Source organism: Candidatus Thermoplasmatota archaeon (assembly GCA_038884455.1).
Classification (GTDB): domain Archaea; phylum Thermoplasmatota; class E2; order DHVEG-1; family DHVEG-1; genus JAWABU01.
Genome location: JAWABU010000023.1, coordinates 1 through 21,537 on the forward strand (window position 1 = coordinate 1; position 21,537 = coordinate 21,537).

The following is a 21,537-nucleotide window of genomic DNA, read 5'->3' on the forward strand; positions in this document are numbered from 1 at the left end:
AGACGTTTTGGCGGTCTGGTGAGACAGAAACGAGAAGATCGACGAGAAATAGCATTATTTTCTACCGCATTCTTTCACAATATTTTTATCACAAGAATACGCCCGGATTAATTCTGTCCCAATGTCTTTTTAATGCATACGTTTAAAAATACAGCCATCCATTACAGCTGCTAACATCAAGGTGAAATAGTTCTATGACTAATGAAGGAATGTCGCCCCAGTTACAGGATCAAATCACTCGGTTGCAACAACTACGATCGCAAGTACAATTGATTATGCAACAACGACAACAAACAGAGCTACAACTTAAGGAAATCGATGATGCACTTAAGGAACTTGATCAGACAACCGAGAAAACACCGATTTATAAGAGTGTTGGTGCTTTGCTAATTAGAACAAAAGGGAAAGATGACGTAAAAAAGGATCTTTTAGAAAATAAAGAATCTCTCGAACTTCGAAAAACAACTTTAGAAAAACAAGAAGGTCGTAGTCGTGAGAAGCTCGCCGAGCTTCAAAGTAAAGTTGAAAATGCATTGAAGCTGGGAAAGGACAGTATAGATGATTAAAACACGAACGTATTCGCCATATACTGATTTTCATACCGGTCTACTGTATAAAATATTTCTTTTTATTGGCGTAATTCTCATCAGTCTCTATTTTCTCCTATGGTTACTCCAACCCATACCAATCAATGACTCATATCTTGATGGTATCTTAGCGTTTGCTGTCCTTTTTTTTGGAGGAAGTTTTTTCCTTTTTTTCATGCATCGTCAATTTGTCAAGTTAGCTACAATTGCACAAGAAATTGAAGATCCTAGAGAATCAGATCATCATTCTTAGATACGTCAGATTGTTGACAAGTTTTTATGTTCCATATCGTCGATGACGCTGTTGATACGTATAAATAGCATTTAAAAAATCTCTTTTTTGAAATGCTGGCCAATATACATCCGAGAAATAAAGTTCAGAATAAGCGAGCTGCCAGAGCAAAAAATTAGAAATGCGTTCTTCACCAGATGTTCTCAAAATCAAGTCAGGATCAGGTAGTCCCTGGGTGTATAAATACGATGAAACAGTTTTTTGCGTTATCTCTTCAATTTTTAGTTTTTCTTTTTTGACGTCTTGTGCAATTTTTTTGATTGCTTGAACAATTTCTTCCCTGCCACCGTATGCTAAAGCGATGTTAAAAATGTACTTGTTATATTTTTTTGTTTGTCTCATAAGAGTTCTTGCTGCTTTCTGAATATCTTTAGGGAGTGATTCGAGATGGCCGAGAACCTGAATTTTTACCTTGTTTTTATGAATGCGTTCGTCATGGAGCGCCCGTTGAAGTTCATGTCTGCATAGATTCATAAGGGTTTGAACTTCCTTTTTTGATCGTTTGAAGTTTTCTGTTGAAAAAGCAAAAACAGTGACAACTTTGATATCTAATTCAAAACACCAGTCCAGTATCTCTTCTATTTTATCTCGTCCTAAAAGATGACCTGCTTCAGGGGATAACTCAAGATCTCGAGCATATCTCCTGTTGCCATCCATAATTATTGCAATATGATTGGGAACCGGTTGTTTTTTAATTTCTTCGAGTAATCGATAATTTCGAAATTCGTTTATCTTTTTTGAAAAAAAACGATAGGCTGGTGAATGATACAATGTTGCTAAAATTTTTTTTCCAGTATAACTTCGAAGAGCATATTGTTCGAGTTCGTTGATTTTTTTATCTGCAACAGTTTTCAGTAATGCTTTTTTTGAAATACTGTTCATCCTCTCGATTCTGGAAATCTTAATGTTTATATAACCTTGCCGTTCATGCTACGTGGGTTACCCTGTTTTTCAGAAGCGCATGGTTTAAATAAGTGAATAGTATTCCTGCTCTCTACATTGACAGGGTGATCCTTCTGGGAAATATTCGGCATACTCATATAAAGAGCACAGCAATAGATTTAGTGAAGACGTTTCCAAATGAGTTTAAATATGATGATTTTCAGCACAATAAAGAAAAAGTAGCAGATCTTGTTGAAACCTCAAGTAAACTTATTCGGAATCAAATAGCAGGATATATCACTCGGTATCTTGCCTCAAGAAACAAACCACGTCAAAATCGACCCATTTCTGAGTAACAACCTAATATTTATCTGAATTACCTTTTTCCGTCTTTTTCTATATGATGACATCTCATGTGCAGCACGCTCTGAATGATCTTCGACAAGGAAAATTTGTTTTAGTGTATGATCATGATGACCGTGAGACTGAAACAGATTTTGTCAAAGCAGCACAATTTATTACACCACAGGATATTCAGACAATGCGACAGGATGGAGGCGGCCTTATTTTTCTTATGATATCCTATCCGCTTGCCCAGCAATTGCAACTTCCGTTTCTAGCAGATATATATGCATCTCTAGAAGACTCGTATCCGGTGCTTAAAGCGCTTAAACCAACGGATATACCCTATGATACCAAATCTTCTTTTTCACTGTATATCAATCATCGAAAAACATTCACTGGAATCACTGATAATGATCGTAGTTTGACGATTAAAAAATTTTCAGAGCTCGCCGAAAAAATCAACACACTTGAGAGTAGAAAAGCACTTGAAGAATTTGGGAAAGAATTTAGATCGCCAGGTCATGTTCCGATTTGCATTGGATCTCAAAACCTCCTTCAAGAGCGGAGAGGACACACTGAGCTGGTTGTTGCTCTGCTCCAGATGGCAGGTATTGTTCCAGTAGGTACTGGCTGTGAGATTATGGGTGATTCTGGTCATGCTCTGTCAAAAAGAGATGCACAACGATATGCTCAAAAACATGGTTTACTATTCCTCGAAGGATCTGAAATCATTAAGGCGTGGAAACAATGGTCACGGTAATGGCAACAGGTACGTTTGATCTGCTTCATCTTGGACATATATATTACCTTAAAGAGGCAAAAAAACTTGGTGATAAACTCATTGTTGTTGTTGCTCATGATGCAACTGTTCGAAAATTGAAACATGAACCGATCAATTCGCAGGAAATTCGATTACGTCTTGTTCAAGAGCTTAAAATGGTAGATGATGCTTATATTGGCTATGAACACGATATGTATAAAATCGTTGAAGAACTTAAACCTGATATCATCGCACTTGGCTATGACCAAGTTCATAATGAACATCAGATTGTTCATGAGTTAAGGAAACGTTCGCTAAATGCTCGTGTTGTTCGGCTGAAAAAATATGATGGCGGAAGTGATCTTGAAGGGACACGTCGAATTATTCAAAAGATTATTTCTGCATATGAATTTCAAAAACAGATGGAGCGTGTTGAGCACTCGTGAAAAAGATTGGCATAGCTGATACTACCTTTGCCCGGTATGATATGGCGCAAGCAGCTATTGATGAATTGCAGAGTCATGCAACTGGATTCACGATTGAACGATATACCGTACCCGGAATAAAGGATTTGCCGGTTGCTTGTAAAAAACTATTTGACGAAAAAAACTGCGATATTGTTTTAGCACTGGGAATGCCCGGAGCTCAAAGTATCGATAAGCAATGTGCTCATGAGGCAAGCCTTGGACTGATAATAACTCAACTTTTATGTAATAGACATATTATTGAGGTGTTTGTTCACGAAGATGAAGCACGAAATGAACGTGAGCTCTTATGGCTTGCAGAACAACGAACTCGAGAACATGCATTAAATGTTTTAGATTTGCTCTTTAAACCAGAAAAACTAACAAAAAATGCTGGACGAGGGCTTCGTCAAGGGTTTAAAGATGTCGGATCAATTCAAGAATAAAAAATAAGGAGGAAACATATGGTACATGATAAAATACGAATCGGAGCTGTTGTAGCTGAATTCAATTACGATATTAATATGATGATGTTGGAACGAGCTAAAGAACACGCACAATTTCTAGGTGCTGAAATAACACACATCGTCAAAGTTCCTGGTGTTTTTGATATGGGACTTGCGGTAAAAAAACTTCTTGAGCGGCAAGACCTTGATGGTGTTATCGCCTTAGGATCTGTTATTGAGGGAGAAACAGAACATGATCAAATCGTCATTCAGAATGCTGCTCGGAAAATTGCGGATCTTGCTGTTGAATTTGGTAAACCAATAGGTTTTGGGATTAGCGGTCCAGGCATGACTCGGTTACAAGCTCAAGATCGAATTGAGAACGCAAAAGCAGCAGTTGAAACGGTCGTCAAACTTCATCAACGGTTGAAACTATAAAACAGTTAATATTCCTAGAAAGTAGAGATATAGTTCTAGGAGTATCTTTTATTCTTTTTCAATCATTTTAAACAACGATGGTAAATGAATCGTATATGAACCATCTTTTTGGATGACAATTGGTTCCTTTTCGAGTAGTCCTTTTAGATCAATTTTATATCGTCCTGGATGTTCGATATCAATAGTTTCAGGTGTTTGTGACTGTTCTGCCTCCTTTTTTATTTTTTCCAGTCTAGCATTTCGAAAATTATCATCCATAATATCTGGTGTTTCGTGAGTCTTTGTTTTTTCTTGAATCGTCTCATTGAGTTGTTCTTCAACAAACTTACGGATATCTTTTGATTTTATCGATACCCATTTTCCATTTTTATCAAGTTTATCTTTATGTTGTTCAACAAGCATATCGATAACTTTTTTTGTAATATCATTGCTCATCTCTTGGCTGATAGCATTTCTCTCTTGTTCATCTAGAGGTTTTAGAGTGAAAAAAAATCGACTACCTCCGCAATCAGGACAACCTTTTAACAACTGTGCTGAATTTTGTTCGAAGACATGACCACATTTCAGGCATTGATGTGGCATCTATTGTGTTCCCTTCCCTGGTATAATAATTGTTTCAATAAGATCATTGTCTTTATGAACCATCTTTAATAGATGGGCTGGGCCAATAACTGTCATACGCGGTTTCTTCATCACTCCAAAGACTCGCTGGATGAAACTGGCTTTTTCTTCAGAATATCCTTCCATTTCGATGCCAATGAAGGTATCATGATCAATTTCTTTCATGGTTTGCTCGATTAGCGTTGCTTGCTCATTTGGTGTTAGTCCCTGTTCAAGAACAAGAATCCTTCCATCTTTTACTTCACTCATAATATATCTTAATTTATCAGCGGATGACAACTCATTTAATTTTTGTTTAGAAACCAAATGAAATGATATTCCGATATCTTTCTTCGTCATATCGATCATCTCCGCTGTTTCTTTTGTCGTCGTTTCCCGAATTCTTTTACCATCATGCTATATAATGTTTCTGTATTGTATCCGGTTAAAGCACTAATTGGAATTACAGGATGCTGGGGGAATGCTGCTTTCAAGGTTGCGGGGCTTGCGTCTTCTGCGTCAATTTTGTTTGCTGCGATAAGAATCGGTAAATTCCGAGCTTCAAGATTACCAATAATCGTTACATTAACCTGAGTAAACGGATCTTGGGTTGAGTCCATCACAAGAATTACACCATCGATATCTTCAAGCCATCGAATTGCTTCAATGACACCTTCCGTTGCTTCTTTTGCACGAGAACGTGATTCCTCTTTATTCATTCCATATATATTCATGAATTCTTTGTAGTCAATTTTTGTTGCAATACCAGGAGTATCAACAAGATCCATGACAAGTGAAGACCCCCCATTATTTATTTTAATATTATTTTTCCATTTAGCTCGTCGGGTCTCATGAGGAATCTCAGAAACACTACCCATGATATCACCAGTCCAATCTCGTAAAATTCGATTTGCAAGAGTAGTTTTCCCAACATTTGGTGGACCATATATTCCTATTTTTGCATGTTTTTTTCCAAAAATTTTTTGTATCATTGTCGCAAAACGATTCTGTCGAAATCGGTCAAATATTCCCATCCCTATAGTTCCCTCCAAGTTTTTTTCAAATATGAAAAAATGTATATTGATTGTAGTTTATTAGTTTAGTGGTTGAATGTTCTATATACGTTAATTTTTTTTAAAAATAACAACTCTTATATAGCAACAATAATATTATCATATAACCCAATAAAGATGGGAGGCTAATTATAATGGAAGAAAAAAATAAGGAAAGCGGAATGTTAAAAGATCCTCAAAATATTTTTATGGATCGAATCCAAAAAGCTTCAACTGAACTCGACTCAATTAAAACCTCTTTTTCGAAAGGCATGGAAGAACTTGCTCGAGTTCAAAGCTTATTAAAATTAGAAGGTGTTGAGAATTTTAGCCGTATGATCCAACAATTTGAGGAGCGGCTTTCAGCAGCAGAACGTATGCGCGATGAAGCTGCAGAAGGAGCACGACGATATGGTGAGGAGCTAGAAAAAGAAAAAGAACGTCTTGTGAAACTTTGGGAAGCATATAAAAGTCAGGAAGAAGAACTTGCGACTCAGGAGAAACGGGTAGCAGAAATGGAGCAAAAGCTTCAGGATCTTGATCGATCAAAAAGACAACTCGAAAGTGATTTGACAGCACGAATAACAACATTAACAAAAAAATTAGATGAACGCCAACAAGAACTCCAACAACTCGAAGAATTTAGACAACGTGCATTACAATCAGATATTGTTCGAAATCAACTTGAACAAACAGCAACTAATCTGCGTAATGAACTAAAAACCAAAGATGATATTATCCGTTCTCTTCAAAACCGTGTTGAAGAACTTAGAAAATTTGAACAATTCGCAGAATTTAAAACTAAATTTGAGGAGCTCTCTCACGAATTTGAAAAAGAAAAAGATCGACTTACAAAATTGTTTAAATTATATGAAGAAACAGAAGCAGAAAATCAACAACTCAAACAGGAGATCAGAGAATGGCAGGAATGGTTTGATTCCAATGAAGAACTATTTTCAAAACTCTTTACCTCTGTTGATCATCTCAGAAAAAGTATGACTCAAACAAATCAGCCGCAGCCATCTTCTCTTGGGCAGACAATGACTTCAATAGAGACATCAAGTCAAGAACAACCAGCAACAACCATGCCAGAAAAACGCCGTCGATTACGATGGCGCCATTAATAGATGCGCTTTTTTCTTTTATTTTCTTTTTTTATTTTATCGTTACTGAGCTAATCCCGTTTTCATCTTCTTCGACGGCAATAACGCTCTGAGTATAATTCTTTATTTCTTCAATATGTGTAATTAGAAATATCTGCTTGAATTTCTCTGAAAGTTTCTGTAAAGCTTGGATAATATTTTGGCGCCTGTTGATATCTTGTGAACCAAAAATTTCATCAAGAATAATAATACGAAAAATACTACCTGCACGTTGTGTTAAAACTTCAGAAATAGCTAACCGGATACATAGATTTGCAAGGTCCTCTTCGCCTCCAGAAAACCGTTGAATTTTGTAAGGAATATTATTGTCATGAATCAAAATATTATATTCTTCATCGAGTTCAATAGTATGATATCTCCCATCAGTAAGCTGTTCGAAAAGTTCTGATGCATATTGTGATAAAAGTGGTCGGATTTGTGAAATTAAATACGTCCTAAAAGCAGTCATTATCTCATACGTCATTTTTAGATCTTGTATTGTGTTTTTTTCTTTGGTTATCTTTTGTTCAAGATTTTGTTGTTCAGTTATTTTTTGTTGAAGATTTTTTATTTCATAAAGAATAATATTTTTTTCTCCTTCTTTTCGTTCTTTTTGAATTTTCAGTGTTTCTATGTTATCTTTGATGTTTGTTATTTTTTCTAATAAAGAGTGATATTCTCTGTATGTTTTTTCAACGGCGAGTTTAATGTCTAGATACTGTTGTTCATTGAATTTTAAAGTAGTTACTTTTTCTAAAAGTTGTTTTTTACTTTGTAATTCTTTTTCTTGCTCTGCAATCTCTTCACTGTTTTTTTCGATTGATGTTAATATTTTTTCTCGAGTTATCTCTTGATTTTGCAAATAGATCTGTTTTTTTTGAAGGGCGATTCGTTCTTTATTTATGGTCGCATATTCTTGTTCAAACGATGTAATCTTTTGGTGTAATACCTCGATAGCATTGTTATGTTTCATTATTTCTTCGGTAAATTTCTTTATTAATTTTGGATATTGCTTGTCAAGTTTTTGATCACAGGTTGGGCAATGGGCTGACGGTCCGATTTTTTCGATTTGCTTTTTTTTCTGTTTCAGCTTACTGACTTCTTCTTGCTGTTGTTTTATTGCTGATCGAGCCGCTTCTATTTTTTGTATCATCTCTTGACTTTTTTTGATATTTTCTTGTTGTACTCTTTGAAGTTTTTCAATATCTTTTTTTAACTGATCAAATTTTTTTAATTCTGTTTTTTGTTGTTCGATTATTGCAGTTCTTTCTTTTATTTTATTTTCTAGAGTTTGTATTTCACTTTTTAGTGTTTTTTTTCGGTCATACAAAATTTTGTTTTCTTCCAACTCTGTCTTCGTTTTTTGATATTTTTCGTACTCTGTTTTCTTTAATTGAACGATTTTTTCTTGATTTTGTAATTTCGTATTTTCATCTTGAATTAATTTGATGAGCTGGTCGAGTGTTTTTTCGGTCTCTTCTTTTTTCTTAGCTAATACATGAGTCTCTTTTTGAAATTGTTCAGTTTTTTTATTACCAAATTTATCAACAATAAGATGTTCTAGTTCGTGGATAACATCTGTTGTACTTTTTATTTCTGTTCTCATCGTTGAAATGACTTCATCGATTTGATTTATACCAAGCATTCGAAGAATTAATGGCCTACGTTCGCTTGGATTCATATATGATAATGTGTTTAATTCTTTTTGTTTAGCGAAAATTGATGTATAAAAAGATTTGTAATCCATGCTTAATTTTTTTTGTATAAACTTTGTAACTATCTCTGCACCTTCTGCAACGATTTTTCCATTCATCACCGCTGTTGCAGATGCAGATAAGTTCTTCCCGGTCATCTCTCGAGTGATTTTATATAACTCATTTTCGAATATGAACTCAAGTTCAACGCGACACGGTTCAGATGGTTGAGCGTGTTCACGTTTAATTTGTTCAGCAGGGGTACGAGCAGCTACCGGACCGTATAATGTCCATGCAATCGCCTCGATGATCGTTGATTTTCCAACACCATTTAAACCAACAATACAAGTTATTCCCTCGGGAAACTCAAGAAACGCATCATGGAATTTTCTAAAATTTTGTAAGTGTAGTGTTTTTAGAATCATTTTTCCCTTTCAATTGACTCAATTTTAGTGATATATTCAAGACCAATCTTTTTGATTTTTTCTTTTTCAGGAATATTTAGTGTTTTCATATATTTTTGAAATTCATTAGCTAATGATTCGAGTTTTATATTTTCAGATACTCCTGGTATATCTTGTTTTTTGAATTCAGATTTAATTTCGATATGAATACAGCCTTTACAAAGTTCCCGAATAGACGGAATATCTAGACCTCGGTAAACGTGATTTGGAATATTTATCAAACGTATTCGTATTATTTTTTCTTTTGGATCGATGGTACGAATTTTTTCATGGATTTTTTTTGTAAGTGTTTCAAGATTAAGATTGGTACAATTGATCGGTTCAAAATCGATCATGGTACGAACAGGTATCTCAATAAATAAGGGGCGTATCTTTTCCTCGATATGAAGCTCGATATATCCTTTTTTATCTTGAGCTTCATTAAATGATAGTCTTTCTGTTGATCCTGCATAGAAGACATTCGGAAAAATCTCTGTGTGTGTATGGTAATGCCCAAGAGCGACATAATCAAAATTTTTATATATCTTTTTTAGTGGCAGACTAAGTTCATTGAACTCATTCATTTGGAATGTTTTCAAATCTGGTACTGCAGCATGTGCAATAAAAATGTTTATTTTTGCGGTTGTGTCAGGAGCAACTTTTTGTAATTCTGCGTTGAATTCTTCTTCAGATTGACATTGTGGGATAGCATGAATTGATACTTTTTTCTGGTCAATAGTAAATGTGTGCAGTTCATATTTATTGTTGTATATCGGATAAATATTCTTTACATGGTCAAATATTTTAAAAATATGTCCTGTCTCTTGTAATTTTGGTGTTTCATGATTTCCTGCGATTAGTACGACAGGAATTTGTTTCTCCGATAATCGAATCATCTGGTGTAACGCTATCGTTATCGCTCGATTGGTAGGTCGTACCGCGTCGAAAAGATCTCCTGCGTGGAGTACCAAATCAGGTTTTGAATCAATGATCTTATCAATTGTCCGTTCAAATGAAGTATAAATGTCAACTTCTCGCTGGTTAATTCCTTCCGCGGTGAGTTTTCGATATGCAGAATATCCTAGATGGGTATCAGCAAGATGGATAATTTTCATGCGGTCAACTTTTTACGATTTCTCTTCAGGGAAACAACATCACAGACCAACGTGATGACATCAAGAGTTGGTGCAATCGGAGGTGCATACGCGGTTTCAAGTTTCCTGAACTCTTCGACTGTCGTTTCTCGTAAAATTGCTGAGGCAAAAACGTTGATTCGTTGTGCTGCATTTTCTCCCACTGCTTGAGAACTGACGATGACACCGGTTCTATCATCAACAAGAATTTTCAGGGTAATTGGTTTACCTCCTGGGAAATATTCTGGACGAGATGAACCAGTAAATTTTCCAGAAATTACCGTTTTATTTTTTAATGCGTCATGTATAGGACCTACGCCAGCGATTTCAATGTCAAAAAAGGTTGATGTTCTTGTTAAAAGAACTCCTTTAGGTAATTGATAGGTTCCCCCTGCAGCGTTGATACCTGCAGCGATAGCTTGTCGAACAACAATGCTTCCTAGACCAATGCAGATAGGTTCACGAGTTACAAAATCACGATATTCAGTACAGTCACCAACGGCATAGACATCAGATACGTTTGTTTCTGACCGTTCATTAACGATAATACCACCTGTTTTTCCGATTTTACAGCCTATCTGTTGGGCTAAACTTGTTTCTGGTCTACAACCGGTCGCAATAATGAGTATATCGGTATTGAGTTTTTGTTCTTCGTTTGTGATACGATTTTTTAACACGACCTCAATTGATACGTCGTTTTCTTGTTTCACTGTAGTTACCATATGATTTGTATACACAGTAATTTTTTGTGTAATATGTTGAAGTACGAGATTTGAAAGGTCTTCATCAAGATTTGTTGCTAAGATAGTAGGTAGTGCTTCAACGACAGTGACTTGTAAACCTTTTTTAACCAGGGTATCAGCTAGTTCTAGACCAATTAAACCAGCGCCAACAATAATTGCTTTGCGTGCGTTATAGAGTGCTTGAAGTATCTGTTTTCCATGATCTATCGTACGTAAGACAAAAACATTTTTTACCAGTCGATTGTCGCGATAGATACCTTGAATTGGAGGTATCGTTGGCTGAGCTCCTGTAGCAATAATCAACTTGTCATAATAAATATTATTTTTTTTTCCACAGTTCTTTGTTTCAACTGTTCTCGTATGTACGTCAATCTTTTGAACTTGTGTTTTTAATAAAAGTTCAATACGTTCTTTTTGAAACCATTCTTCAGAAAATTCAATGAGGTGATTAAAAGATGGTATCTCTCCAGAGATTACATACGGTAAGCCGCATTTCGAGTATTGTGGATATGCTCCTTGCTCAATAACAGTTATATGGGCTTTTCGATCAGTTTTTCGAGCAAATTGGGCAGCAGTACCCCCACCAGCTCCGCATCCAATAATGACAATGTTGGTATTCTGGTCCACAAGAGTAACCTCTACAGAAAACGAATGTTTGTTGTTTTTTTAAATATTGTTACTAGCTAGGAATCAGCAAGGAGATTGATTACTTCGTACTCTTTTTCCGAGAGCCTATATTTTTAAATACCCTTCACAGCATTGCACATATGATGGATGCATAATGAAGACCTTATTTAAAAAAGATAAAAAAAATAGTCCTGCATCTAAAAAAACAACTGCATACCACAAGCGTTCTTTGAAAGATACTCTTAGAGTAAATCTATTGCCGACTATCTTCTTATCATACACACTGATTGTTTTAATCGTTTTTTCCGTTATTTCAAGTGGTGGTATATCATTTGGTCAACATCAAACGTCAATAACTGATGATACTCCAAGATTTATTGGAACTTGGACATATCAAAGCTCCCAAGAATCGTTTAATTCTGATGGATCCTACGTTGTTGATACCTTCAAAGTTGGTACGTGGAAAGTTAGCAACGGTAAGTTATCAATCACCTATGGTACAAGTTCAACAAGTATAGATTATTCCTATGTTTTTTCAAATAATGATAAAACGTTAACTTTGACCGGTTTATCAAGCGGTATAACAAAGATTTATACCCGATAATTTTTTTATGCGTTGTGTCTCTTTTTCATAATAATAAAAAATAGAAGAAGACATATACTGGTAATGACTAAAACAAGATGCAGCGAATTACTCATATTGTTGTCATGGTACTTGAAATAATCTTTATTTATAGCGATAGGATCGCCACTTTCAAAACAAATATAACACATATTTAACGCTGTTTCAAGATGCTCAAATCCCTCCAAAAATTGATCATTTTCAAGACACTTTGTACCCATTTGAAGATATTCTTCTGCAGAGCTTATGTTATTTCTCAGTATTCTGACAAGATTTATATGAGAACGACATAATGATACAGCGATCATACTAATATCTTTTTTGAGTTGACATAAACCAGGTGTGGTGTTCAAAAGTAATACTTGATGTTTCATCTGTATTAATGATTGGAGATAATCGTTCATCCATAATGAGCCAATCGATTCACCTATACAAGGATACTGTGTCCATAGTTTCATGGTTCTGTATGCTTGGTCTTGCATCATAGTATCAACAAGAGTTAAGAAATATCGTCTCAGTGATTGATTCGTAAATCTTGTTTGTGCAATTTCTTCAAAATAATCAGTTGCTTCTAGAAAAACGTCTTCAATTTTTTGAATCCATGGTATAATCCGAGAATGTCCATACGTTTCTAGAACCTGGAGTGCTATTGTTGCTGCTTCTCCACTGGTATATGCGGGATGAATCGATACGTCTTCAACATGAACTGGTACATAAATTGAACAACACGGATGATTTGGAGCAAACCAACCACTACTCAACCAGTCATACTCTTTTTTGGGGATTTTAAAAATCATTGAAGATTCATACTGATAAATATCTTCACACATGGGACGTAATCCATCTATATCTTCACTATGTAGTCGAGACCAGTTCATCATATCCAAAAGGGTTATATCACCTATTTTCTGTTTGATAATATCAGTTATCTTCTTTTCCCATGCAAAAAAAACATATTCAACACGAATACGGGCAGATAGTCCAGTGCACTGCAGCAAGGTAACATGGTAGTCACCAACTGTTTTTTGTTCATTGATTAGAATTTTTACAGGAGAACCAACCCATTTAAAACCTCGCTTTGTTATCTGGACAGTCGGTATCTGGCGAGCAATGATAAATTCTTTACCGATTTTTTGTATCTGAACACCATACCATGATCCAAGATGAACTGTTTTTCCAGTTCGTACATTCAGTTCTTTTACCGTGTCAAAAGATTTTGAGATAAGTCGATTGTGGCGATGATTTTTCCATAAGTTGACAGGATAATTTGATCGTACAAGTACATCTTCAATCTTTGTGACTGAATAATGAACAGCATCAGCTTCAATCACAAATGCTTTGGTTGGCCCAACAACAAAAAGATTTTCAGCAACACTTGATGCATGCAAGCTATCAACGACTTCTTGCGTTAACAGGCGTACTGCTTCATCTTCAGTATCAGCCTGCTCGCAGGCATATCGTAACCAATCAAAATCATCCCATGCATATCGAGTTGGATTTCGCCATAATGAACTTGTGTCAGCATCGCCATATGCAATACCTGCAGTACTGATCATCATACCTGGTTTAACGATATTCGGAATTGTATCGTTCTTGGTTGTTACACCAATGTATTGTTGTTGTACTAAAAAATTCATGTTTTTCCCATTCCACGGATGATGATAGGTATATGTATAACCTGTAGGAACGCTACATAAAACTTGAGGACCTGGTCTACTTGGATCACGGATTTTAAGTAAAAGGTTGTACTCCCCACGAGTTGCATGGTTTACTGCAACAATGTCTTTGCATCCGTTGATCTGTTCAAGTGGTATAACGTTCAATATACTTACGAATAAAAATAGAAATATATATCTTGTGTATCGCATAAACAAAAAATATAAAAGAATTTAAGATATAAATATGATGTTAGGGTACTGCGAGGTATAAAAATTCATATATTTTTTTTACTATTCTGATTCTTTTGACTTTTTCTTCTTTTCTTTTTTGGCTTTGGCGGTCTTTTTCGAATTTTCCTTCGGTGGCTCCTCTGCGGTTTCAACATGTACTGATTGAGTATTGGGGATCTCTGTCACTGTTTCTGGTGTTGGTTCTTTAGTTTCAACAATTTCTTCAGGAGGTTTTTCGATCATTGATTCTTCTTGTTTAACTTCTGGTGTTTTTTCTTGTTGTGTTTCTCCCTTCTGTTCAATGGGCGGCGTTTCTTCAATAATAACAGTTGGTAGTCGTTTTACCTCGGTTTTGTAGATTTCAATCCGCTTTACTGGATAGTATACTTTACAATATTTGTAGATTTCTCCTCCCAATTTCCCGTCGAGAGCATCCCTGATAAATTCATTAAACGTTTTTGCTTTTCCTTCTCGAGCAATAGTTTCTTTCATAACATGGCGGATTAATCTTTTCTGGGAATGTTGAATCCTTTTTTCAGTAATGGCAAATGGTTTTACTACGAGATGAGCACCATCACGTGTTTCTACATCATATACCCCATCAATTCTTGATTTCCTGCGCCTAATCATTCTTCGGATATAATCCGAAGTGAGCATTGAACCATCAAAGGTGCTATAAGCATTGTTTCCTTCTAATTTCTCAATTTTAAAAAATAGTTTAATATGTGATTTACGAAAATCATTGGTTAAATCTTGCATTGATATTTCTGTAACTCTCCCTACAAGATTTTCAGGGTTGTCTGCTAGTGTTTCAGCTACAGGTACTGTATTAAAGAGCGTTGGTGCAAGGATCTGATACCAATTTTTCGAACGCCATTTATCTTTTATTTTCTTTGCTGCTGTTCGTGCTCGTGCTTTCGTCATACCTATCACATTGTTAGGATATTTATATACAAGTTTTTGCTGTAATACAGGTTCTTATACTTAAATCCTACTAGTGTCTCCTTCTGGCTATATTTAAAAAACCACTCTTTTTCGCGTTTCTAGGTTTTTTATGAATAATACTTTATTTTGATCAAAAAGCATCGACGATCTCAAACTTTTTCTTTGTTGCATACGTCTGAATTTGTTTTTTTACCGCGTTATATTGATTTTTAATGTCAAGAACGTACTTTGAAAACACGGTTAATAACGCTTCATTTTCCTCAAGAGAATGTTTTATAGTTTCCCAGAGCTCTGGTCTAAGATGTAATGAATCGATCATAATGTGAGATGCGCCGTGCTCTATGAACAGATCGATAATGCTTTCGACTCTCTCAGTAGATATTGTTGGGTAGATGGGACCAAAGAACACACTTGTTTTTATTCCTGCTTCAGCGCACGTTCTAACGGTTGATAGTCGATCTGATATTGATGGGCTTCCTGGTTCTAAAAGTATTCGTTCATGATCTTTTTCCGTTCCAATACTGATCATAATTTCAACATTTGAAAAGCGACTCAGCAAGGTGATATCACGAAGCACCAATGGAGATTTAGTTTGGATGCATACAGGAAAATCATAGTCAAAAAGAAGTTCTAGACATTGCCGTGTTAGTTGATATTTTTTTTCAACTGGTTGGTATGGATCGGTAACCGTAGACAGGCCGACGACGCCGGGTTTTTTCTTTTTTAATTCTTGGGTAAGTATCTGAGGGATATTTCTTTTTACATAAATCTCTTGGTGCCACTGTTGCCGGTTAATTTTTAACACAAAAGGTGCATAACAGTACGTACAGTTATGGGCGCAACCACGGTATGGATTTAGGGCATATTGAAGTCCTGGAAGATGCGACTGGGAAAGTGCAGATTTACAAGAACCCTCAATAGGAGTCATAGAAAATCCTCGATACGCTTTTGAAACAGTTGTTGTTTCAGCACACCACTGTTTTTTATCCATCGTGAGAGTGGTATTGCTAAAATCTTTGAAGCATAGAGAAGTGCCTCTTGTAATGTATCGTATTTGTGATATTTTTGTTGGAGTGTATTTCGCACACTTTCTCTGACATTCCACACACCAATCGGCATAATATATCCTGGGTGTGCTTCACGAAGGATAATAGCACCTGCTTGTCGACGTTCTCTTTGCAGTGCTTCGTTGACTGCGAGACGAGCTGCATAATAACAACCACCGATTTCAGCATATGTTTTGCGCCCTTCAAAAAATTCATAGCTGTTATATATCGAGATGTCTCTGCCAAAAGGATTCCATGTAGTGTTTGGGTACCAAGCCTCGATAAGTTCATATTGCCATTCAGTTGGTGTGAGGATAATCACCCAGCGGTTATCAAAATGATGTGCATGATATACTCGATATTCATTGATCAACGGATATGTTTTCGTTGTTTTTAGGAGCTCTAAGCCGAGTGTAGAATCAACAGCAGTTATACTCCAACGTGTTGGTACAAACCGTCGATGTTTTTTAATACCAAAAGCGCCAACACTGAGTGCACGTTGTATCTGAGAAATCCGTACGCCGTTCTTATACACGTGTATGATTGCTTCTCGTGCGTTTAGATCAGTATCATAGTACACTTTTTCAAGATGTGGTTCGTATTTCGGATTGGTGATGCTCAATTTTTTGAGGGGTGCTGATGGTCCATGGGGTTGTACTTCATCATAAAAAGTAGTTTTTCCATATGGTTTTTTTTCAAACAACGCTTCGGCAAACACAGGGTTTTTTGCAAGTGCAAGTTCTCGAGTATATTCTACTTGATGACTGCGGTTTTCAACATCGAAGACATCAACCGTGTATTTTCCTCGAACGAGTTGAGATCGAAAATCAACGATATCCTCAAGAGTTTTTCCAAGCCATAATTCGGGAGTATCAATTTCTGTAGTATTACCCATAACAGGTGGAATCATTGGACCTATAGATACCTTGGGATAACCGATTCGTCCTATGAAAACACTTGGGGGAGATGCCCCGCCTAAGTGGATGGAATCGATCAATGGTTTTACTTTTATTTTTGAATGGTATCTGACTAATACCGGGCAGCGTGTTTTTCCGCAGAGTAATTTTGTTCCACGGCAAAGACCACAGAGCCCCTCCGGTGATTTTTTCCTATGTGGAATAAGTATTGTTTGTCTTTTTTTCCTTTCGTTCACGTTTCTCCCCGACAATTTTCCTTGTCTGTTACTCTAGATATTTCATACGTAATACGTTTACTTATTGAGTTTTATTTTCAAAGTATCAATCCATGAAGGTAAACCTTCAATAGTACGAACTGATACATGCATCGCAAATACATCTCGGTACCGTGTAATGCATTCAACCCGGCCTTTAAGGTTTTTTTTGATCATTGAAAATAATTTTCCTCCTTTTTCATCCCAGTCTGTTAAAAGAATAATACTGGTATAACGCTGTGTCAGTTTATCACAGAAAGCAGTTATTGATAAACCTCGATTTATCTGAATAATTACACCGATTATTCCTAGTTTCCTTAGAGCGACAATATCTTTTTCACCTTCAACAATAATTGGAATTGTTTTGTTTTCTTCAATGAGTTCTTCTATATTTTTTTCTAAAATATCTATAGTTTCCTTATAATTCATTGGATTTTTCCCTCAGTTGAGCGATAACGTTTTCCTTTGTACTATTTCTCAGTTCGACTATTTTTTCTCTGCTTTTTTTACCTGATACAATCGATAAATCTTGGAGAGGAATAGCAAAAAAAGAAGCAATAATCCTAAGTAATTCTTTGTTTGCTTGATTATCTTGTGGGTTTGAAACAAGTCTCACTTCAATACATTTGCGCCACGTGTTATATCCCGCTGGAAAACAAACTTTATTTGAACCCGGAATAATATGCAGTTTTAACAACACACTTCGAGATGTTTGCTGTACTGCGTGTGAATAATCCATAGTCCTCCATCAGCAATAGTTCTTTTATGAAGATGTTAATTTGAGGATCGCTTCAGCGATGTCGCCATTCGTTTCTTTCAAAGCTTTTCGTGCTTCTTCTTCAGATTTACCGGTTTGCTCCATGATTAGTTTAATATCTTCTTTTTGTGTATCTACCGTTTTATCAATGATCTTTGGAGTGCCCATGATCTGATACGTTTTTTGCCCTTGAACATCCATGACAGTTACTTCAACTTGATCAAAAATATACTCTTTTGAATCGGTTTGAATGATTACTTTCTGAACATTTTCAATATTCTTAACATTGATACCTAACCGTTTCATCATCTGATTCATCTGACGCGGATTTATCCGTCCTGGCATCATAAGAATATCCCTCAGTTCTTTCGAAGGATATATAGCCTTCTAATCGTTTAACACTTTTGGTATGCTCAACGCAAAAGAAATTCATGTTTTGGATAGAAATGCTGAGTATTTTGGAGTGCCAACCAGTCAACTTATGGAGAATGCCGGCAAGGCAGTCGCAGAATTTATTGCATTAAAATTTAAACTTGACCATAAAAAGATTCTCATATTTTGCGGGTCTGGAAATAACGGTGGCGATGGTTTGGTTGCTGCTCGATATCTTCATGAGCAACATGCGAAAGTATCGGTCTTTCTTGCAGCTGATGAAATGAAGACAGATATCTCTCAAGTAAATTACACAAAGGTGAAACAACTAGGAATCCGTATATACACTTTGGATGATTTTAATCAAGTTGATGATCTTATTCGTGATCATGAACTCCTCGTTGATGCCCTTCTAGGTATCGGTGTCGAAGGAATACTTCGAGAGCCATATTCCATCCTTGTCCACAAAATTAACTCATCACACGATAAGACAATCATCTCAGTTGATGTTCCAACCGGATTCGGAACAAACCTTTCAGTTAAACCTCATTTTACCATTACTTTTCATGATATGAAAGAAGGTATGAATCACGAAAATTCAGGTTATATTCATGTTTCTGATATCGGTATCCCTCTTCAAGCAGTACAGTACGTTGGACCTGGAGATGTATCAGTATATTATCCTCGTCCAAAAAAGCAATCCCATAAAGGAGAGAATGGCGTTGTTCTGATCATTGGTGGGGGACCATATACAGGGGCACCTGCTCTAGCGGGTTTAGCATGTCTTCGAACAGGCGCAGATCTTGTATATATTGCAACTCCACAACGATCTTGGTCGATCGTTGCTTCGTTTTCACCAAATCTCATTGTCCAGGATTTATCTGATGAGTATCTCAAAGAACAGGATATTTCTAAAATTAAACAATTTCTTCCCCATTGTACTGCGGTTTTGCTCGGTCCGGGTTTAGGAAGCAAACATGAAACCGAAAATGCTATTTACCAACTGCTTAAACTGTGTGTTGCAGAACAAAAACCTCTTGTTGTTGATGCTGATGCAATATCTGTTGTTGGTAAACATCGTGATATACTGAAAAATACATCTACTGTTGTCACGCCTCATGCCGGCGAATTTCAAAAACTCACAGGAGTTGAACTTCCTGTTGACGTCATGACTCGGGTTAAGATTGTTGATGAATGGGCGCGTACGCTTGGTATCACGGTTTTTTTAAAAGGTCCGATTGACATTCTTAGTAATGGTTTTGATCATAAACAAAATATTGTTCACAATGAGGCTATGACGGTTGGTGGTACTGGTGATGTTCTTGCAGGAATCATCAGTTGTCTATTAGCAAAAGGAGTACAACCATTCCACGCAGTACGGATTGCAGCTTTTCTTAATGGTGAGGCTGGGAACTTAGCGTTTAAGAAAAAATCGTATGGTCTTCTAGCAACTGATATCATTGATGAAATTCCAGAGGTATTGAAAAAATATTTATAACGACGCGGTTATCGATGAATCGTATGCAGAAACGAGCATGGATTTTTATTGGTACAATCCTTATTTTAGCAATTTGTGTACTGCTTGGTGTTTCGCATATCTTTTCACCAGTTTTTGTTATTGAAGATGACCTACGTCCAACAACAACAGCGGTTTTTACAGGAAAAACACAGATAACAGGTACATTTCAAGGTTTTTTATATACTGATCTTCCTGAAAATCTGCTTGTAGATAAGATTTTTGTTTTTCCTATATTTGGACCATGTATAATTCAAGATGTCAATACAGTTAAAGTTCTGAATCTAAAAGAATTATCTTCGGCGTCATTTCTTGACGTTCTAGAAATCATAAAAAGTGCACCGACATTTTCTGACGTAACGATTCGCTCTGACGATCATCCCTTTCTTCTTGGAACATCGTACGGAACTCTTGAGATTAATTCAAATCTTCAATATGCAATCACTGCGCAACTGACCCTTGATATTTCCGGAGTAAAAAATACATTTTTAGCTGTGCTCTCATCATCAAATTTACCGTTACACTATCAAGGAGAACAAGCGTTTCTCATGCCATTGTATGAGAATAGTACGCTTCAAATTATGGCTGACAACGGGGACATCCTCTGGGAAGGAACGCAATTAGATTCGATCGTACTCTTAGAAGATGCAGATTTTATTTATACGCAGCAATCGCCGCTGTATCTTTTTCCTATCATAGCGCAAACTACGCCACAGACTATTCATTGCCTCATAGCACCTGCAGATGTACATCATATTGACATTCCCCATCTCCTTTCAGAGACCACCAACATAACAAAAACAATGAATGCCTCGTCGTTTATGGAAAAGATCCACGAGTTTGATGTTTTGATTGATCTTGCTCCATCGTTTATTAATGGTAATCTGATTCTTATCGAACCTCACCATGCTGTTTATATTGATGAAAACCTTCACGAATTAACAAATATTGGTTTTGCACGAACTAACAAAATTAATGTGACTATTTCAGCGAGCAATCAATCATCAATAGCCCATATCCATGGTGAATCTAGACTCTTTTTTCTAGATGATCATCTCTATACCCCGGCAACAGAAAATAATGCTGGTTTCTACCTGCTGACGTTTATCATCTTGATATGGATCATTGGTTTGATATCGTATGTCCTTGTTCGGTTCTATCCTCGTAACATCTATCAAGAAACTCTCGATCAATCATTAAAAAAATATTCACTCGTCTTCCACATTGTTTTCCTCGTTGTTATCTTTGTACTTGTTGATTTTGAACTACAATATCAACTTGGTCTCAGTCTGCTATCAACACTTATGAACCATGCTCCCCCATTGATAGTTTTCATCCTTTTTGTCTTTCAAATGATACTTTGGCTTTCTGGTTATCTCTTTCTTGCTGTGCCACTCAGACTTTTTATTCAATCAGTCTTTCGAGTTATTGGTGTCCAGGGAGGTAAAGGAATTTACAAAGGGATCAGTCTAATCGGGATTTTGATTTTTGCTGTTTTGTACACACAAGTCGTGCTGAATCTTGTTTTATTGATGGTTCAGCCTGGAAAATTTTTTCATATCTGGTGAACT

The 21,537-nt window shown here is 36.2% G+C and carries 26 protein-coding genes; 12 read left to right on the top strand and 14 right to left on the bottom strand.

Annotated features, from left to right (window positions below; genetic code table 11):
• The 3 genes from QXL17_05095 to QXL17_05105 all read left to right on the top strand — a co-directional run.
• A partial coding sequence (locus tag QXL17_05095) for an ISNCY family transposase (GenBank protein ID MEM4258510.1) occupies positions 1–111 on the top strand: 111 nt, incomplete at its 5' end.
• An 83-nt stretch (positions 112–194) separates the two neighbouring features.
• Entirely contained in the window at positions 195–566 is a 372-nt protein-coding gene (locus tag QXL17_05100) for a prefoldin subunit beta (protein ID MEM4258511.1), read from the top strand.
• Positions 559–840, top strand: a complete 282-nt coding sequence (locus QXL17_05105) for a hypothetical protein (GenBank protein MEM4258512.1) — start codon at positions 559–561, stop codon at positions 838–840. Before QXL17_05100 ends, QXL17_05105 begins: the two co-directional genes overlap by 8 nt.
• 24 nt (positions 841–864) lie before the next feature.
• Here QXL17_05105 and uppS read toward each other — a convergent pair whose 3' ends face one another.
• A complete protein-coding gene (gene uppS, locus QXL17_05110; GenBank protein ID MEM4258513.1) occupies positions 865–1,761 on the bottom strand; it encodes a polyprenyl diphosphate synthase in 897 nt (298 codons plus the stop codon).
• Between the two features lie 134 nt (positions 1,762–1,895).
• Between uppS and QXL17_05115 the strand changes: the two genes are divergently transcribed.
• From QXL17_05115 to ribH, 5 genes are read left to right on the top strand one after another with little or no spacing between them, the layout of a single operon-like run.
• Complete coding sequence (locus tag QXL17_05115; protein ID MEM4258514.1) at positions 1,896–2,117, top strand: 30S ribosomal protein S17e; 222 nt, start codon at positions 1,896–1,898, stop codon at positions 2,115–2,117.
• Between the two features lie 44 nt (positions 2,118–2,161).
• Complete coding sequence (gene ribB, locus QXL17_05120) at positions 2,162–2,866, top strand: 3,4-dihydroxy-2-butanone-4-phosphate synthase (GenBank protein MEM4258515.1); 705 nt, start codon at positions 2,162–2,164, stop codon at positions 2,864–2,866.
• Positions 2,854–3,312 carry an adenylyltransferase/cytidyltransferase family protein gene (locus tag QXL17_05125; protein ID MEM4258516.1) on the top strand — a complete coding sequence of 153 codons (459 nt, stop codon included), beginning with the start codon at positions 2,854–2,856 and terminating at the stop codon, positions 3,310–3,312. The genes ribB and QXL17_05125 overlap by 13 nt, the downstream gene beginning before the upstream one ends.
• A complete protein-coding gene (ribC, locus tag QXL17_05130; protein MEM4258517.1) occupies positions 3,309–3,776 on the top strand; it encodes a riboflavin synthase in 468 nt (155 codons plus the stop codon). Before QXL17_05125 ends, ribC begins: the two co-directional genes overlap by 4 nt.
• Positions 3,777–3,794: 18 nt before the next feature.
• Complete coding sequence (gene ribH, locus QXL17_05135) at positions 3,795–4,214, top strand: 6,7-dimethyl-8-ribityllumazine synthase (protein MEM4258518.1); 420 nt, start codon at positions 3,795–3,797, stop codon at positions 4,212–4,214.
• A 48-nt stretch (positions 4,215–4,262) separates the two neighbouring features.
• On the opposite strand, the gene QXL17_05140 is transcribed toward ribH, so the two are convergent.
• Genes QXL17_05140 through QXL17_05150 form a run of 3 tightly spaced genes read right to left on the bottom strand, consistent with a single transcriptional unit; the run spans position 4,263 to position 5,848 of the window.
• Complete coding sequence (locus QXL17_05140; protein MEM4258519.1) at positions 4,263–4,796, bottom strand: Zn-ribbon containing protein; 534 nt, start codon at positions 4,794–4,796, stop codon at positions 4,263–4,265.
• Complete coding sequence (locus tag QXL17_05145) at positions 4,797–5,174, bottom strand: DUF2073 domain-containing protein (protein ID MEM4258520.1); 378 nt, start codon at positions 5,172–5,174, stop codon at positions 4,797–4,799.
• A gap of 5 nt (positions 5,175–5,179) precedes the next feature.
• A complete protein-coding gene (locus tag QXL17_05150) occupies positions 5,180–5,848 on the bottom strand; it encodes an Era-like GTP-binding protein (protein ID MEM4258521.1) in 669 nt (222 codons plus the stop codon).
• Positions 5,849–6,021: 173 nt separating this feature from the next.
• Between QXL17_05150 and QXL17_05155 the strand changes: the two genes are divergently transcribed.
• The gene (locus QXL17_05155; GenBank protein ID MEM4258522.1) at positions 6,022–6,990 is read left to right on the top strand and encodes a hypothetical protein; all 969 of its coding nucleotides are present in this window, start codon (positions 6,022–6,024) and stop codon (positions 6,988–6,990) included.
• 31 nt (positions 6,991–7,021) lie between these two features.
• Here QXL17_05155 and QXL17_05160 read toward each other — a convergent pair whose 3' ends face one another.
• From QXL17_05160 to QXL17_05170, 3 genes are read right to left on the bottom strand one after another with little or no spacing between them, the layout of a single operon-like run.
• Positions 7,022–9,127: an SMC family ATPase gene (locus tag QXL17_05160; protein ID MEM4258523.1), complete on the bottom strand. Its 2,106-nt coding sequence runs from the start codon at positions 9,125–9,127 to the stop codon at positions 7,022–7,024.
• The gene (locus QXL17_05165) at positions 9,124–10,260 is read right to left on the bottom strand and encodes an exonuclease SbcCD subunit D (GenBank protein MEM4258524.1); all 1,137 of its coding nucleotides are present in this window, start codon (positions 10,258–10,260) and stop codon (positions 9,124–9,126) included. The genes QXL17_05160 and QXL17_05165 overlap by 4 nt, the downstream gene beginning before the upstream one ends.
• Positions 10,257–11,648: an FAD-dependent oxidoreductase gene (locus tag QXL17_05170; protein ID MEM4258525.1), complete on the bottom strand. Its 1,392-nt coding sequence runs from the start codon at positions 11,646–11,648 to the stop codon at positions 10,257–10,259. The genes QXL17_05165 and QXL17_05170 overlap by 4 nt, the downstream gene beginning before the upstream one ends.
• Positions 11,649–11,802: 154 nt before the next feature.
• Here QXL17_05170 and QXL17_05175 point away from each other — a divergent pair, with 154 nt between their 5' ends.
• On the top strand, positions 11,803–12,252 hold the full coding sequence (locus tag QXL17_05175; protein ID MEM4258526.1) for a hypothetical protein: 450 nt from the start codon (positions 11,803–11,805) through the stop codon (positions 12,250–12,252).
• Between the two features lie 5 nt (positions 12,253–12,257).
• Here the strand turns inward: QXL17_05175 and QXL17_05180 are convergent, their stop codons facing one another.
• The 7 genes from QXL17_05180 to QXL17_05210 all read right to left on the bottom strand — a co-directional run bounded on the left by QXL17_05180 (position 12,258) and on the right by QXL17_05210 (position 18,426).
• Positions 12,258–14,093, bottom strand: coding sequence for a hypothetical protein (locus QXL17_05180; GenBank protein ID MEM4258527.1), 1,836 nt, complete (start codon positions 14,091–14,093; stop codon positions 12,258–12,260).
• 126 nt (positions 14,094–14,219) lie between these two features.
• Positions 14,220–15,083 carry a 30S ribosomal protein S3ae gene (locus QXL17_05185; protein ID MEM4258528.1) on the bottom strand — a complete coding sequence of 288 codons (864 nt, stop codon included), beginning with the start codon at positions 15,081–15,083 and terminating at the stop codon, positions 14,220–14,222.
• 151 nt (positions 15,084–15,234) lie between these two features.
• Positions 15,235–16,032, bottom strand: coding sequence for a radical SAM protein (locus QXL17_05190; GenBank protein MEM4258529.1), 798 nt, complete (start codon positions 16,030–16,032; stop codon positions 15,235–15,237).
• Positions 16,029–17,303 (bottom strand): Nre family DNA repair protein, encoded by a 1,275-nt coding sequence (locus tag QXL17_05195; protein ID MEM4258530.1) that lies wholly within the window; start codon positions 17,301–17,303, stop codon positions 16,029–16,031. Before QXL17_05195 ends, QXL17_05190 begins: the two co-directional genes overlap by 4 nt.
• Positions 17,304–17,360: 57 nt before the next feature.
• The gene (locus QXL17_05200) at positions 17,361–17,750 is read right to left on the bottom strand and encodes a hypothetical protein (protein MEM4258531.1); all 390 of its coding nucleotides are present in this window, start codon (positions 17,748–17,750) and stop codon (positions 17,361–17,363) included.
• On the bottom strand, positions 17,740–18,060 hold the full coding sequence (locus QXL17_05205) for a DUF167 domain-containing protein (protein ID MEM4258532.1): 321 nt from the start codon (positions 18,058–18,060) through the stop codon (positions 17,740–17,742). The genes QXL17_05200 and QXL17_05205 overlap by 11 nt, the downstream gene beginning before the upstream one ends.
• Positions 18,061–18,084: 24 nt before the next feature.
• Positions 18,085–18,426: a nascent polypeptide-associated complex protein gene (locus QXL17_05210; protein ID MEM4258533.1), complete on the bottom strand. Its 342-nt coding sequence runs from the start codon at positions 18,424–18,426 to the stop codon at positions 18,085–18,087.
• 61 nt (positions 18,427–18,487) lie between these two features.
• Here QXL17_05210 and QXL17_05215 point away from each other — a divergent pair, with 61 nt between their 5' ends.
• Together QXL17_05215 and QXL17_05220 are read left to right on the top strand one after the other, a co-directional pair.
• Positions 18,488–19,948, top strand: a complete 1,461-nt coding sequence (locus tag QXL17_05215; GenBank protein ID MEM4258534.1) for an NAD(P)H-hydrate dehydratase — start codon at positions 18,488–18,490, stop codon at positions 19,946–19,948.
• A gap of 23 nt (positions 19,949–19,971) precedes the next feature.
• Entirely contained in the window at positions 19,972–21,534 is a 1,563-nt protein-coding gene (locus QXL17_05220) for a hypothetical protein (protein MEM4258535.1), read from the top strand.
• Positions 21,535–21,537: the final 3 nt, after the last annotated feature.

Excerpts from the sequence above, each read along its gene's own strand:
- QXL17_05100 (MEM4258511.1), top strand. The coding sequence starts at position 195 with ATGACTAATGAAGGAATGTCGCCCCAGTTACAGGATCAAATCACTCGG.
- QXL17_05105 (MEM4258512.1), top strand. The coding sequence starts at position 559 with ATGATTAAAACACGAACGTATTCGCCATATACTGATTTTCATACCGGT.
- uppS (MEM4258513.1), bottom strand. The coding sequence starts at position 1,761 with ATGAACAGTATTTCAAAAAAAGCATTACTGAAAACTGTTGCAGATAAA.
- ribB (MEM4258515.1), top strand. The coding sequence starts at position 2,162 with ATGATGACATCTCATGTGCAGCACGCTCTGAATGATCTTCGACAAGGA.
- QXL17_05125 (MEM4258516.1), top strand. The coding sequence starts at position 2,854 with ATGGTCACGGTAATGGCAACAGGTACGTTTGATCTGCTTCATCTTGGA.
- ribH (MEM4258518.1), top strand. The coding sequence starts at position 3,795 with ATGGTACATGATAAAATACGAATCGGAGCTGTTGTAGCTGAATTCAAT.
- QXL17_05140 (MEM4258519.1), bottom strand. The coding sequence starts at position 4,796 with ATGCCACATCAATGCCTGAAATGTGGTCATGTCTTCGAACAAAATTCA.
- QXL17_05145 (MEM4258520.1), bottom strand. The coding sequence starts at position 5,174 with ATGACGAAGAAAGATATCGGAATATCATTTCATTTGGTTTCTAAACAA.
- QXL17_05150 (MEM4258521.1), bottom strand. The coding sequence starts at position 5,848 with ATGGGAATATTTGACCGATTTCGACAGAATCGTTTTGCGACAATGATA.
- QXL17_05155 (MEM4258522.1), top strand. The coding sequence starts at position 6,022 with ATGGAAGAAAAAAATAAGGAAAGCGGAATGTTAAAAGATCCTCAAAAT.
- QXL17_05160 (MEM4258523.1), bottom strand. The coding sequence starts at position 9,127 with ATGATTCTAAAAACACTACACTTACAAAATTTTAGAAAATTCCATGAT.
- QXL17_05165 (MEM4258524.1), bottom strand. The coding sequence starts at position 10,260 with ATGAAAATTATCCATCTTGCTGATACCCATCTAGGATATTCTGCATAT.
- QXL17_05175 (MEM4258526.1), top strand. The coding sequence starts at position 11,803 with ATGAAGACCTTATTTAAAAAAGATAAAAAAAATAGTCCTGCATCTAAA.
- QXL17_05185 (MEM4258528.1), bottom strand. The coding sequence starts at position 15,083 with ATGACGAAAGCACGAGCACGAACAGCAGCAAAGAAAATAAAAGATAAA.
- QXL17_05190 (MEM4258529.1), bottom strand. The coding sequence starts at position 16,032 with ATGACTCCTATTGAGGGTTCTTGTAAATCTGCACTTTCCCAGTCGCAT.
- QXL17_05200 (MEM4258531.1), bottom strand. The coding sequence starts at position 17,750 with ATGAATTATAAGGAAACTATAGATATTTTAGAAAAAAATATAGAAGAA.
- QXL17_05205 (MEM4258532.1), bottom strand. The coding sequence starts at position 18,060 with ATGGATTATTCACACGCAGTACAGCAAACATCTCGAAGTGTGTTGTTA.
- QXL17_05210 (MEM4258533.1), bottom strand. The coding sequence starts at position 18,426 with ATGATGCCAGGACGGATAAATCCGCGTCAGATGAATCAGATGATGAAA.
- QXL17_05215 (MEM4258534.1), top strand. The coding sequence starts at position 18,488 with ATGCTCAACGCAAAAGAAATTCATGTTTTGGATAGAAATGCTGAGTAT.
- QXL17_05220 (MEM4258535.1), top strand. The coding sequence starts at position 19,972 with ATGCAGAAACGAGCATGGATTTTTATTGGTACAATCCTTATTTTAGCA.